The organism is Micromonospora humidisoli (assembly GCF_016900955.1).
Taxonomy (GTDB): Bacteria; Actinomycetota; Actinomycetes; order Mycobacteriales; family Micromonosporaceae; genus Micromonospora; species Micromonospora wenchangensis.
The window spans coordinates 719,929-731,529 of record NZ_JAFEUO010000004.1; the positions used below are offsets into that span (position 1 = coordinate 719,929).

12 protein-coding genes are annotated in these 11,601 nt (G+C 73.9%); 4 read left to right on the forward strand and 8 right to left on the reverse strand.

The genetic code is table 11. The features are described from left to right. Nucleotides 1–8 precede the first annotated feature (8 nt). Nucleotides 9–1,406 (reverse strand): transposase, encoded by a 1,398-nt coding sequence (locus JQN84_RS32310; RefSeq protein ID WP_204959486.1) that lies wholly within the window; start codon nucleotides 1,404–1,406, stop codon nucleotides 9–11. A 160-nt stretch (nucleotides 1,407–1,566) separates the two neighbouring features. Beyond that, entirely contained in the window at nucleotides 1,567–3,600 is a 2,034-nt protein-coding gene (locus JQN84_RS18020; RefSeq protein ID WP_307821294.1) for a prolyl oligopeptidase family serine peptidase, read from the reverse strand. 150 nt (nucleotides 3,601–3,750) lie between these two features. On the opposite strand from JQN84_RS18020, the gene JQN84_RS18025 reads away from it, so the two are divergent. Continuing rightward, nucleotides 3,751–4,884: a site-2 protease family protein gene (locus JQN84_RS18025; protein ID WP_204959488.1), complete on the forward strand. Its 1,134-nt coding sequence runs from the start codon at nucleotides 3,751–3,753 to the stop codon at nucleotides 4,882–4,884. Nucleotides 4,885–4,954: 70 nt separating this feature from the next. Here JQN84_RS18025 and JQN84_RS18030 read toward each other — a convergent pair whose 3' ends face one another. Continuing rightward, nucleotides 4,955–5,824 carry an AraC family transcriptional regulator gene (locus JQN84_RS18030; RefSeq protein ID WP_204959489.1) on the reverse strand — a complete coding sequence of 290 codons (870 nt, stop codon included), beginning with the start codon at nucleotides 5,822–5,824 and terminating at the stop codon, nucleotides 4,955–4,957. Between the two features lie 84 nt (nucleotides 5,825–5,908). Further along, nucleotides 5,909–7,147, reverse strand: coding sequence for an FAD-binding protein (locus JQN84_RS18035; protein WP_307821314.1), 1,239 nt, complete (start codon nucleotides 7,145–7,147; stop codon nucleotides 5,909–5,911). A gap of 198 nt (nucleotides 7,148–7,345) precedes the next feature. On the opposite strand from JQN84_RS18035, the gene JQN84_RS18040 reads away from it, so the two are divergent. Continuing rightward, nucleotides 7,346–7,702, forward strand: a complete 357-nt coding sequence (locus JQN84_RS18040; RefSeq protein WP_204959491.1) for a hypothetical protein — start codon at nucleotides 7,346–7,348, stop codon at nucleotides 7,700–7,702. Nucleotides 7,703–7,742: 40 nt separating this feature from the next. Here JQN84_RS18040 and JQN84_RS18045 read toward each other — a convergent pair whose 3' ends face one another. Next, nucleotides 7,743–8,672: an LLM class F420-dependent oxidoreductase gene (locus tag JQN84_RS18045; RefSeq protein WP_204959492.1), complete on the reverse strand. Its 930-nt coding sequence runs from the start codon at nucleotides 8,670–8,672 to the stop codon at nucleotides 7,743–7,745. Nucleotides 8,673–8,768: 96 nt separating this feature from the next. Between JQN84_RS18045 and JQN84_RS18050 the strand changes: the two genes are divergently transcribed. Both JQN84_RS18050 and JQN84_RS18055 read left to right on the forward strand, forming a co-directional pair. Further along, entirely contained in the window at nucleotides 8,769–9,074 is a 306-nt protein-coding gene (locus JQN84_RS18050) for an ArsR/SmtB family transcription factor (protein ID WP_204959493.1), read from the forward strand. Between the two features lie 2 nt (nucleotides 9,075–9,076). Further along, the gene (locus JQN84_RS18055) at nucleotides 9,077–9,607 is read left to right on the forward strand and encodes an SRPBCC family protein (protein WP_204959494.1); all 531 of its coding nucleotides are present in this window, start codon (nucleotides 9,077–9,079) and stop codon (nucleotides 9,605–9,607) included. A gap of 12 nt (nucleotides 9,608–9,619) precedes the next feature. On the opposite strand, the gene JQN84_RS18060 is transcribed toward JQN84_RS18055, so the two are convergent. From JQN84_RS18060 to JQN84_RS18070, 3 genes are all read right to left on the reverse strand, one after another. After that, nucleotides 9,620–10,657 carry a hypothetical protein gene (locus tag JQN84_RS18060; protein WP_204959495.1) on the reverse strand — a complete coding sequence of 346 codons (1,038 nt, stop codon included), beginning with the start codon at nucleotides 10,655–10,657 and terminating at the stop codon, nucleotides 9,620–9,622. Further along, a complete protein-coding gene (locus JQN84_RS18065; protein ID WP_204959496.1) occupies nucleotides 10,657–10,926 on the reverse strand; it encodes a hypothetical protein in 270 nt (89 codons plus the stop codon). The genes JQN84_RS18060 and JQN84_RS18065 overlap by 1 nt, the downstream gene beginning before the upstream one ends. 214 nt (nucleotides 10,927–11,140) lie before the next feature. After that, nucleotides 11,141–11,527: a hypothetical protein gene (locus JQN84_RS18070; protein ID WP_204959497.1), complete on the reverse strand. Its 387-nt coding sequence runs from the start codon at nucleotides 11,525–11,527 to the stop codon at nucleotides 11,141–11,143. Nucleotides 11,528–11,601 lie beyond the last annotated feature (74 nt).

The window sequence follows — 11,601 nt, forward strand, 5'->3', positions numbered from 1 at the left end:
CCGTCCAGCTAGCCCAGGATCGCCTCGATCAGGCGCATGGTGCCGTCACCCTCCCAGGTCGACTGGTACTTGGTGAGGGTCCGCGCGGGTGGATAGTGCCCCGGCATGTTCAACCAGGCGCAGCCGGTGCGTTTGTGGTGGTGGATCCCTTCCACGATCAGCCGGAGGTCGTACCGCCGGCTCCGCTGCGAGTTGCCGCCCGGCAGGATCGCCGCGATCTGCCGCCACTGCTCGTCGGTGATGCCACCCGGAGCCGGCCGTTCGCCCTGCTCGTCCCGTTCGGGCCGGCGCGATGGTGGACGCGGCACCTCGACGGCTCTCGGCACCCCGACCGGTCCCGGCGGTTCCGCACCGCCCGGTTGGCTCTCCCTGGCCGCCAGCCGGGCCCGCGCCGCCGCCGCGATCTGTTCCCGGACCGGTAACGGCTGGGCCGGCGGATATCCGGTGAAGTCGGGTTCGAGGGCGGCGGTGAGAAGCCCGCAGGTCTGGCGGAGCTGCTCCCACTGCGGGGCGAGGGCCAGCAGATGGGCGGTCGCCGGATCGTCGGGCTGCCCCTGCGGCCCGACGAACGCCTGGAGGCGACCCAGGATCACCGGTTGCCGGTGGGCGTACCAGGCCAGCACGCGGGCCATGGCACCATGCACCGACGACCGGTACTCCTCCTGGTACGGCCCGGCCAGATTGAACGCGTACACCTGCGTGTTGTAGTCGGCGATGTCGGCGGCGAGGTCCGGGCAGTCCGCCAGCACCTGCGGGAACTGGTCGGGGTCCAGGTAGTCCAGCCACCGGGTCGCCGGCTGGTCGCCGCCGTCAGGTGCCGGGCCCCCAAGCTGGCCGGGCAGGTCCGGTTGCGCGACGGTGGCGGTCAGATACCACTGCCGCAGGTGCTCGTCGCACGCTGCGGCGAAGTACGGCAGGTACGCCCCGGCGACCTCGCCGGCGAGGGCCTCGGCGGCCACCGACCAGAGGGCGAACGTGAACCCGGTGTCTGCCTCGAACACCTGCGTCAACCGGGCGACCAGCGCGAACATGTCGTCGAGCTGGGCGAACTCCGCGACGAGCGTCGGATCGACCTCCCCGAACGCCGTCGCCAGGGGGTGGTCGACCCACGGCGGCCGGACGGTCTCCACCAGCGCGACGACGAGGTGGTCCCGGTCCAGCTGCCCACTGGCGTGCTGCTGGAGCAGCGTGATCGTGGCCAGGCTACGGCGCAGCTGGTCGACGCCGGTGTGGGCGGCCTGCTCGTCGGCCCAGGCATGGAACATCGCCAGGCAGGTGGGGTTCTGCTGGGTCTCGGCCCAGGTGAGGCGCTGGAAGTACGCCGGCTCGTGCTCGGCGAGCCAGGCGAAGGTGGTGGCGAACGTGTGTTGCCATGGCGCCGGCTGGACGTCCTGATGCGGATACACGCCTGTCTCCCGGTCGGTGGGCGGGTCCGCACCAGCGTGCACCGGATCTGCCGGTCCGTCCCCCGGTCGCCGGCCGGTCCTGCGGGCAGTCCGGGTTGCCCCTGCGGGCAGCCGCCTTCGTCCCCGGAAGAGACCGGGACACCCCGGGCCCGGCGTGCCTTCACCGACCGCCCAGTCGCCGCCACAGAAAACGCAACGTCAGCGCCGACAGGAACGCCCGCTGCTCGTTGTTGCTCGCCGCGCCGTGCCCACCCTCCACGTTCTCGTAGTACGACACGTCGTGGCCGTGCTCGGCCAGCAGCGCGGCCATCTTCCGGGCGTGCCCCGGGTGCACCCGGTCGTCCCGGGTCGAGGTGACGAACAGGACCGGCGGGTACGTCACCCCGGCCCGCACGTTGTGGTACGGCGAGTACTCCCGCAGGAACGCCCAGTCGTCCGGGTCGTCCGGGTCGCCGTACTCGGCCGTCCAGGACGCCCCGGCGAGCAGCAGGTGGTAGCGGCGCATGTCCAGCAGCGGCACGTTCGCCACCACCGCGCCGACCAGCGTCGGACAACGGGTCAGCATCGCCCCCATCAGCAGCCCGCCGTTGCTGCCGCCCTCGACGCCGAGCTGCGGCGCGGTGGTGATCCCCCGGGCCACCAGGTCGGCGGCGACGGCGGCGAAGTCCTCGTACGCCCGGGGGCGGTTCTCGCGCAGCGCCGCCCGGTGCCAGCGCGGGCCGTACTCCCCGCCGCCCCGGATGTTCGCCACCACGTAGCTGCCGCCCCGGGCCAGCCAACCCCGGCCGATCACCCCGTCGTAGTGCGGCGTCAGCGAGATCTCGAACCCGCCGTACCCGGTGAGCAGGGTCGGCCCGGCGGACGCCGTCGGGGGGCCGACCACGGTGTAGGGCACCCGGGTCCCGTCGGCCGAGGTGGCGAAGAACTGGCGCACGGTCAGCCCGGTGGTGTCGAAGAACGCCGGCTCCCGTTTGAGGGTCTCGACCGGCCCGCCGACCCGGCCCAGCCGCAGCGTCGGCGGCCGCAGGTAGCCGGTGGAGGCGATCAGGTAGTCGTCGCCGAGGTCCGGATCGGTGTCCACGATCCAGGTGTCGTCGTCGGCCGACACCCCGGCCAACGGCGTCCGCCGCCAGCCCGACCCGTCGGGGGTGAGCACCTCCAACCGCCGCCGTACGTCGACCAGGGTGGCCAGGATCAGGTGGTTACGGGTCCAGACGTGGTAGCTCAGCGCGGTCCGCTCGTCGGGCTCGAACAGCACGGTGAGGTCGCGGCCCCCGGCGAGGAAGTCGTCGAACCGGGCCACCAGCAGCGCCCCCGCCGGATGGGTGACCCCGGCGACCTCCCACGGGGTCCGCAACCGGATCACCAGCCACTGCCGGTGCACGTCCCACTGGGCGTCCTCGGGCACCGGGACGGGGATCCGGTCGCCGTCGGGGGTCAGCAGGAAACTACGGGTCCGGTAGAAGTCCAGGCTGCGGCCGACGAAGTCCCGTTCGTACCCGGGTGTCGGATCGTGCGAGGCGTACGCGGAGACGTCCTCGGCCTGCCCCTCGTAGACGATCTCGGCCGCACCCAACGGGGTGCCCCGCCGCCACCGGCGGATCACCCTCGGGTAGCCGGAAACGGTCAGCGAGCCGGGGCCGAGGTCGGTGCCGACGTAGATCCGGTCGACGTCGATCCAGGTGACGTCGCTCTTGGCCTCGGCGAGGGTGAACCCGTCGGGCACGAAGCTGCGGGTGTCGAGGTCGTACTCGCGGACCACCACCGCGTCCTTGCCGCCCCGCGACAGGCTGACCAGGCAGCGCCGGTGGCCGGGCCGCAGCACCGTCACCCCGCCCCAGACCCAGTTCTCGTCCTCGGCGGCGGCCAGCGCGTCCAGGTCGAGCAGCACGTCCCAGGCCGGCTCGGGCCGCCGGTACTCCGCCAGCGTGGTACGCCGCCACAGCCCCCGGGGGTGCGCCGCGTCCCGCCAGAAGCCGTAGTAGAACCCGTCGCCGCGCCAGCCGGGGTACGGGATGCGGTCGTCGGCGTCGAGCACCTGCCGGATCTCGGCCTGCGCCGCCGCGAACGCGTCGTCGCCGGTCAGCGCCGCGACGGTCGCCGCGTTGCGCTCGCGGACCCAGGCGGCTGCCGGCTCCGCGTCGAGTTGCTCCAGCCAGCGGTACGGGTCGTCACCCTCATCGATCAGCGTCACCCCTTCCACTATTCCCGATCGGTCAACCCGCTCCTTCACCACGGCAGCCACCATCTGGGGCGCCCCGAGCTGACCGGGCCCGGACGCCGGCACCCGACGCGACGGCAGCCGTCCTGGCATGGGCGCGGCGACGCCGGGTATGAGCGGGGCATGAGGGCGAGCTTCCGGCTTGGCCGGATCGCGGGGGTACCCGTCGGGGTCAACTGGAGCGTCCTGGTCATCTTCGTGCTGATCGCGTGGGTGCTGTCGGCCAACCAGTTTCCCCGTTCGTACCCCGACCGGCCCGGTTGGGCGTACCTGCTGGCCGGGCTCGCGGCGGCGGTGGTCTTCTTCGTCGGCCTGCTGGCCCACGAGGTGTCGCACGCGGTGGTGGCGAAACGCAACGGCCTCCAGGTGGAGGGGATCACGCTGTGGCTGTTCGGCGGCGTCGCCGAGCTGCGTGGCGAGCCCTCCGACCCGGGCGCGGAGCTACGCATCTCCGGGGTCGGCCCGCTGGTCAGCCTGCTTCTCGGGGTGTTCTTCGGGGCGGTCGCGGTGCTGCTGGCGCTGGCCGGGCAGGAGGGGCTGCTGCTCGGCGCGGTGTCCTGGCTGGCCGGGATCAACGTGCTGCTGGCGGTGTTCAACGTCCTGCCGGCCGCCCCGCTCGACGGGGGCCGGCTGCTGCGTGCCGCCGTGTGGAAGGCCACCGGCGACCGGGCCAGGGCGTCGGTGGTGGCCGCCCGCGCCGGCTGGGTGCTCGGCGTGCTGCTGATCGGCCTGGGCATCTGGCAGTTCCTGGCCGGGTACGGGGTGGGCGGGCTCTGGCTGGCCCTGATCGGCTGGTTCCTGATCGGCGCGGCGGGTACGGAGGAGCGCCAGGCGCGGCTGGGCAGCGCGCTGACCGGCGTCCGGGTCGGTGAGGTGATGACCCCGCAGCCGCAGACCGCGTCGGCGGAGATGACCGTCGCCGACTTCGTCGACCACTACCTGTTCGCCTACCGGCACACGGCGCTGCCGTTGACCGAGGACGGTCGGCCCGTCGGCCTGGTCACCCTGGACCGGGTCCGTGGCGTGCCACCCGACCGCCGGGCCGCCACCACGCTGGCCGAGGTCGCCTGCCGGGCCGACGACCTGGTGCTGGCCCGGCCGGAGGAGCAGCTCAACGACCTGCTCCCCCGCCTCGGCGAGTGCTCCGACGGCCGTGCCCTGGTGGTGACGGGCGACCGGCTCGTCGGCATCGTCTCCCCCAGCGACATCAGCCGCGCCGTGCAGCGCAGCACCCTGCGGCCCCACCCGGCCGGCTGAGGGCCGGGCGCGCGGCGGGGGCGAGGCAGGCGGTCTCCGCAGCGCGCGGACCCCGCGACGTCGGCCCCGGTCAGGCGGTGCCGGCCCGCTCCACCGGAATCCACAGCTCGGCGTCGGCGTGGGTGCCGCCGGCCGCGATGCGGACCCTGGAGATCTCCGGGCCCGGCCGGCTCCGGTAGGGGTTCGACGGGAACCACTGGGTGAACACGTCCCGCCACAGGTGCTGCACGGCCGCCGGGAACTCCCCGGAGGACGCGAAGACCGCCCAGGTCCCCGCCGGCACGTCGAGCGACTCCAGGTCGTCCGGCGCGTCCGCGCCGGTCACCACGCCGTACCAGTAATCCAGTTCGACGCCCTCGGAGCGGTCCTCGCCGAGCAGGTCGCTGACGTTGACGATGCCCGCCGGCTCCTGGTCGGACAGGGCCTCGATCCGGGCCGTCGTCCCCGCCGGGATCCCCCTGATGAACGCCACGATCGCCGGGTTCATCCCCTCGTGCACCAGGGGCACCCGGGCCCGCCGGCCCACCAGCCGCAACGCCGGCTTCTCCACCACCCGGTACCGCATGCTGCCACTGCCCTCGACGACGAGCCGGAAGGACAACCGCTGCTGGGAGTGCAGTACGGCCCCGGTACGCCGCGCCTCACCCGGCCCGATGCCGTGCATCGCCCGGAACGCCCTGGTGAACGCCTCGGTCGAGCCGTACCCGTGGCGGACCGCGACGTCGAGCAACGTCCGCTCACCGGCCAGCACCTCGGCCGCCGCGACGGTGAGCCGCCGCCTGCGGACGTACTCCGACAGGGGCATCCCGGCCAGCGCCGAGAACATCCGCCGGAAGTGGTACTCCGAGGTGAGGGTGATCCGTGCCAGGTCGGCCACCTCGATCGGTTCGTCGAGGTGCCGTTCCACGTACGCCAGGGCCTCGTTCAGCCGCTCCAGCATCTGTTCTCCTTGCGCTCACGTGATCCACGCCAGGCAGCCGGGAACGACCGGACCCGACTTCCGGTGCCCGCTGCGGTCGGGTGGTCAGGCGCGGGGGAAGTAGTGGTCGAGCAGGTCGGTGCGGAACACCCCGGCCGGGTCCAGCTCGGTGAGCAGGGCGGCGAAGTCGGCGTACCGGGGGAAGGTGGCGGCGACCACGGCCGGGTCGAGGGTGAAGACCTTGCCCCAGTGCGGCCGGGGGTCGAACGGGGCGAGCCGGGCCTCGACCTCGGCCAGCACCGGCTGCACCGCCGCCGCGTCGTCGACCCAGGTGAAGTGCACGGCCAGCGTGTCGCGCCCCTGGTTGGGGCTCAGCCACAGTTCGTCGGCGGCGACGGTGCGCAGCTCGCAGATCTGCAACACGGGTGCGATCCGCTCCCGCATCCCGGCCAGCGCGGCCAGCGCCCCGGCCCCGGCCGAGCGGGGCAGGTGGTACTCGGACTGGAGTTCGTCGCCGCTGCTGGGCAGGAAGCCGAGCCGGAAGTGCGGCAGCCGCTCGTGCCACGGGCCGGGCTCGCCGAACTGCGGGGTGCAGCTGACCGGGTCCATCCCGGGCACCGGGTGCGCCGGCCCCTCGGCGGGGGTGGTGCCGAGCCAGTCCGGCTCCGGCGGCGGGGCGTCGGCGAGCTGCTTGCGCCAGACCTGGTCGATGTCGGTCGACCGCCAGGTGGTGAACCCGCTGACGCTGTACGCCGAGGCGAGTGCCGCGTCCAGCGCGTCGACGGGCAGGCCCTCGCGGACGTACTGGCGGACGGTGAAGGTGGGCAACACGTCCAGGGTGACCCGGGTGACCACGCCCAGCGCGCCGAGGGACACGACCATGCCGGCGAACCGGTCACCGGCGGAGCGGTCCACGGTGAGCACGTCCCCGTCGGCGGTGACCAGTTCCAGGCCGGCCACGGCGGCGGCCAGGTTGCGGTTGCCGTCGCCGGAGCCGTGGGTGCCGGTGGCGACCGCGCCGGCCACCGAGATGTGCGGCAGCGAGGCGAGGTTGGCCAGGGCCAGCCCCTGCTCGTGCAGCCGGGTGGCCACGTCCCCGTAGCGCAGGCCGGCGGCGACGGTGACGGTGCCGCGTTCCCGGTCGACCTCGACGGTGGATGGCAACCCGGCCAGCGAGACCAGGTCGCCTGTGGTGTCGCCGATCCGGTTGAACGAGTGGCCGCTGCCGACCGCCCGCACCCGGTCACTGCCGGCGACCAGCCGGCGCAGCTCGTCGAGGGTGGTCGGCTCGTGGAAGGCACGGGCGGCGTAGTGGACGTTGCCGGCCCAGTTGTGCCGCGGCACCCCGCTCACCTGTCGACCCCGGTGGCGGGTTCGGCGGCCAGCCCGTCGCGGGCCGCCCGACGCCGGGTCGGGTCGTCCGAGTCGAGTGCCGCGCGGGCGTGTCCCACCAGTGTGTCGACCACGTCGGAACTGTACCCGCGTGGTCCGGTGCACCGTCCGGCACGGTTGTCGGCGGGGTCCGCGGGGAACCATGGCGCGATGAGCAGCTACCGCGACCCGATCCTGCACGGCGACGTCTACCCGTCCGAGGAGGAGATCGACCCGACCGGGGTCGGCCTGGAGCCGGCGAGCGCCCCGCCGTCGGCGTACCCGGACCGGACGGGGCCGACCACGACGCCCGGCCCCCGGGTGGCGCGGAACGAGGCGCACTCGATCGTCACCCACCACCTGGACGGCTCGACGCAGGTGGTGACCGACCTGGACGGTGACGGGATCGCCGACGTGGTCCAGGTCGACCTGGACGGCGACGGCGTACCGGACATCACCTACCTGGACAGCGACCGGGACGGCCGGTTGGACACGGTGGTGCGCGAGCCGGACGCCCGCCACCGCTGACCGGCCCGGCCGCCCGCCACCGGCGCAGTGGCCGCCGGGGTCACAGCTGGGGCATCACCTCGGCGGCGACCAGTTCCAGCTGGTCCAGGTCGGCCAGGTCGAGCACCTGGAGGTAGATCCGCTCGCTGCCGGCCTCGGCGTAGCGGCCGATCGTGTCGACCACCTCGGCGGGGGTGCCGGCGACCCCGTTCTGCCGCAGTTCGGCCGGTTCCCGGCCGATGACGGCGGCCCGGCGGGCCACCTCGGCGTCGTCCCGGCCGCAGCAGAGCACCAGCGCGTTGGACCAGCGCAGGGTGCCCGGGTCGCGGCCCGCCTCGGCGCAGGCCGCGCGGACCCGGCCGAACTGGGCGACCGTCTCGTCGACCGAGACGAAGGGCAGGTTGAACTCGTCGGCGTAGCGGGCGGCCAGGCGCGGGGTGCGCTTGGGTCCCTTGCCGCCGAGCAGGATCGGCGGGCGGGGCTGCTGCACCGGCTTGGGCAGCGCCGGGGAGTTCTCGACCGGGTAGTACCGGCCGGCGTGGTCGAACCGTTCGCCGGCCGGGGTCTCCCACAGCCCGGTGATGACGGCGAGTTGCTCCTCCAGCCGGTCGAAGCGTTCGCCCAGCGGCGGGAACGGGATGCCGTAGGCGGTGTGTTCCTCGGCGAACCAGCCGGCGCCGAGGCCCAACTCGACCCGGCCGCCGCTCATCTGGTCGACCTGGGCGACGGTGATCGCCAGCGGGCCGGGCAGCCGGAAGGTGGCCGCCGTGACCAGCGTGCCGAGCCGGATCCGGGAGGTGTCCCGGGCCAGCCCGGCCAGGGTGGTCCAGGCGTCGGTCGGGCCGGGTTCGCCGGTGGAGGACCCCATCGCCAGGTAGTGGTCGGAGCGGAAGAACGCGCCGTAGCCGGCGTCCTCGGCGGCGCGGGCCACCGTGAGCAGTTGGTCGTAGGTGGCGCCCTGCTGGGGCTCGGTGAAGATCCGCAGTTCCATTCTCCGAGCATAGGGAGCCGGGCGGGCACCCGCTCGGGCCCCGCCGACCAGCTATATGCCTTGACAGCAATATGCCGGTGCAGGCATATTGCCTGCGTGTCCGTTGACGCCTTCGCCGTCCTGGCCGAGCCGAGCCGCCGCCGCATCCTCGACACGCTCCGCCGGGCCGAGTGCAGCGTCGGCGAGCTGGTCGACACGCTGGAGCTGAGCCAGCCGGCCGTCTCCAAACACCTGCGGGTGCTCCGCGAAGCCGGCTTCGTCTCCTGCCGCGCGGTCGCCCAGCACCGCATCTACCGCCTCGACCCGCGTCGGCTGCGGGCGGTGGACGACTGGCTGGCCCCGTACCGGCGGATGTGGGAGACCCACCTCGACGCCCTGGAGCGTCACCTCGACAAGGAGTGACCATGGATCCTGCCCCGTTGCGCCCCGGCCCACCGGCCGAGGTCACCGCCGTCCCCGCCGACGGCCGGTGGACCCTGCGCTTCGTCCGCGAACTGCGGCACCCACCGCAGCGGGTCTGGGCGGCGCTGACCGACCCGGCCCAGTTGGCCGGGTGGGCGCCGTTCCTGGCCGACCGCGACCTCGGCACCCCCGGCGACGTCGTGCTCACCCTGGTCGACGGCGACACGACCGACGCGCAGCCGGCCACCGTACGCCGGGCCGAGGCACCGCGCCTGCTGGAACACACCTGGGGCGGGGACCTGCTCCGCTGGGAGCTGACCCCGACCGCCGACGGCACCCGGCTCACCCTGTGGCACACCGTCGCCGACCGGGGCACGCTGCCGATGGTGGCCGCCGGCTGGCACCTCTGCGTCGACGTCGCCGACCGGCTGCTCGCCGGCGACCCGGTCGGCCCGGTCCGGGGCCGCGCCGCCCTCGACCACGGCTGGGCGCAACTACGCGACGCGTACGCCCACGAACTCGGCGACGGCTGAGACGCCCGCGTCTCAGCCGAACGGCCTGGTCGCGTACGCGGCACGCAGGGCGGCCAGGCCCGGCTGCTTCGGCGTCAGGGTGCCCCAGCCGGAGTTGAAGTAGTTCGCCCGCACGATCCGGGGCCCCCGCTCGGCGTTGAGCCGGGCCAGGGCCGCCGGCACGGTGGCGATCCAGGCCGCCTGGTCGGGGAAGGCGGACACCTGCACCCCCCACTCCGCGATGATCACCGGTCGGGAGAGTGCCACCGGCCCGAGGTCGGTCACCGCCCAGTCCCGCGTCCGGCGGAACCGGCCCGACGCGGTGTGCGCCGGGTCGGTCGCGTAGACGTTCCACTGGAGGAAATCCACCCGGGACATCAGCGCCTCCGGATGGGTACGCCGGAAGGCCGCCCGGTCGAAGCCGCCCGAACCGACCGAGAAGGTGGTGCCGGTGGGCAGGCCCCGGGCCCGCAACCAGTTCACCACGTAGGTCAGCGCCTGCACCGCGCGGGCGTCCGACTCGGCCCAGGTGAACGACACACCCGCCTCGGTGGTGCCGAACTCGTGGTCGGTGTCCAGCTCCGAGGCGAGTTGCAGGTTCACCGGGAACCCCAGCGTCCGGTACTGCGACAGGGCGCGGGCGAGCAGCCCGTCGCACTGACCGGCGAGCACCTGGCCGTACCCGTACGCCCGGGGCCAGGTGGTGCCCGGACGCTGCTGGATGGTCATCGCCGGCGCGGGAACGGTCCAGGTCACCCCGTCGACGGTGAACGTCTGCGCGCCGGGGCTGCCCGCGCCGTAGTGCTTCAGCTCCAGCACCATGTTCGCCGCGACCCCGGCCCGCCCGAGGTCGCGCAGCCAGGTCATGCCGTAGCCGGGGAAGACGTAGCCGTCGGCGAGGCTGCGGTACTGGGTCAGCGAACGGAAGTTCCCGCCCACCATGTCCCCCGTCGGGTCGGCGTTGCCGGCCAGGTAGTAGCCACCCCACACCGGTGGTGCCAGGGCGTAGTCGGCCGCCGCGCTGGCGGTGCGTCCGCCCTGGTCACGCACGGTCACGGTGACCCGGGGCATCAGGCCACCGCCCGGTACACGGCGGTCGTCCCGGTGTCCGAGACCATCGTCCAGGCCCGGCCGGAGTCGTCGGCGATCTCGACGCCGAGCGGGTCGATGACCGCGGTGACCCGCACCGGGGCGCTGCTGTTGCCGTCCGGGTCGGTCAGCACGATGGTGACGGTCACCGGCCGGGTGTCCGGGTCGGCGTAGTCGACGGTGAGCGTCATCGGCTCACCCGGGGCGTAGGTCGAGGCGTCGAGGCTGGCGGTCACGGTGGGAGCGGCCATGGCGGCCCCTCCTTCCTTGCTGGCCCGGTCGACGGGCGCGACGCCCGCCGGCCGGAGATGGTGACGTCGTTGTCCGGACCGGGCGGTGGCGACCGGGCACGGTCACCGCCGGCCGGCCGGACCGGTGCGCCGCGCCTCCCCGGCCACACCGCCATCCACCTGCGTCAACAGTGCCCCCTGCGAGCCCCGGGCGTCCTGTCGGCAATCCGCCAGGTCACCGGGTGCGGCGTCGGCGGAACAGGTGGGCACCGAGGCTGACCAGGGTGCTGCCGAGGCCGGTGCCGAGGAACACCAGCACCGCCCCCACCACCCACAGCCCGGAGTCGTCGGTCGCCGCCGCGTGCCCCGACCAGGCGGCCGTGAACGCCACCGTCATCACCGGCGCCACCAGCACCGGGCTGAGCAGCCAGCCGGCGACGGCGGCGACCACGACCAGGGTGAGCACCGCGCCGACCACCTGCCAGACCGCGTACGGACCGGAGGTCGCGCCGGTGCGGGGATCCGTCGAGTAGCCGCTCTCCCACCCCAGCCAGGCCGCCCAGGTGCCGATCGTCGCGGCCGCCAGCAGCACACCGCCGAGAAGGGTTCGGGTACGCGTCATCTGCACGCCCCGATCATCGTCGGCGGGGCCGGCCACCGGATGAGCACCCGTACTCACGATCACCGGCACACCAC

What these genes read in the sequence shown, in the direction of transcription:
- JQN84_RS18025 (WP_204959488.1), top strand. Translation starts at nt 3,751, where the DNA reads ATGAGGGCGAGCTTCCGGCTTGGCCGGATCGCGGGGGTACCCGTCGGG.
- JQN84_RS18030 (WP_204959489.1), bottom strand. Translation starts at nt 5,824, where the DNA reads ATGCTGGAGCGGCTGAACGAGGCCCTGGCGTACGTGGAACGGCACCTC.
- JQN84_RS18040 (WP_204959491.1), top strand. Translation starts at nt 7,346, where the DNA reads ATGAGCAGCTACCGCGACCCGATCCTGCACGGCGACGTCTACCCGTCC.
- JQN84_RS18045 (WP_204959492.1), bottom strand. Translation starts at nt 8,672, where the DNA reads ATGGAACTGCGGATCTTCACCGAGCCCCAGCAGGGCGCCACCTACGAC.
- JQN84_RS18055 (WP_204959494.1), top strand. Translation starts at nt 9,077, where the DNA reads ATGGATCCTGCCCCGTTGCGCCCCGGCCCACCGGCCGAGGTCACCGCC.
- JQN84_RS18060 (WP_204959495.1), bottom strand. Translation starts at nt 10,657, where the DNA reads ATGCCCCGGGTCACCGTGACCGTGCGTGACCAGGGCGGACGCACCGCC.
- JQN84_RS18065 (WP_204959496.1), bottom strand. Translation starts at nt 10,926, where the DNA reads ATGGCCGCTCCCACCGTGACCGCCAGCCTCGACGCCTCGACCTACGCC.
- JQN84_RS18070 (WP_204959497.1), bottom strand. Translation starts at nt 11,527, where the DNA reads ATGACGCGTACCCGAACCCTTCTCGGCGGTGTGCTGCTGGCGGCCGCG.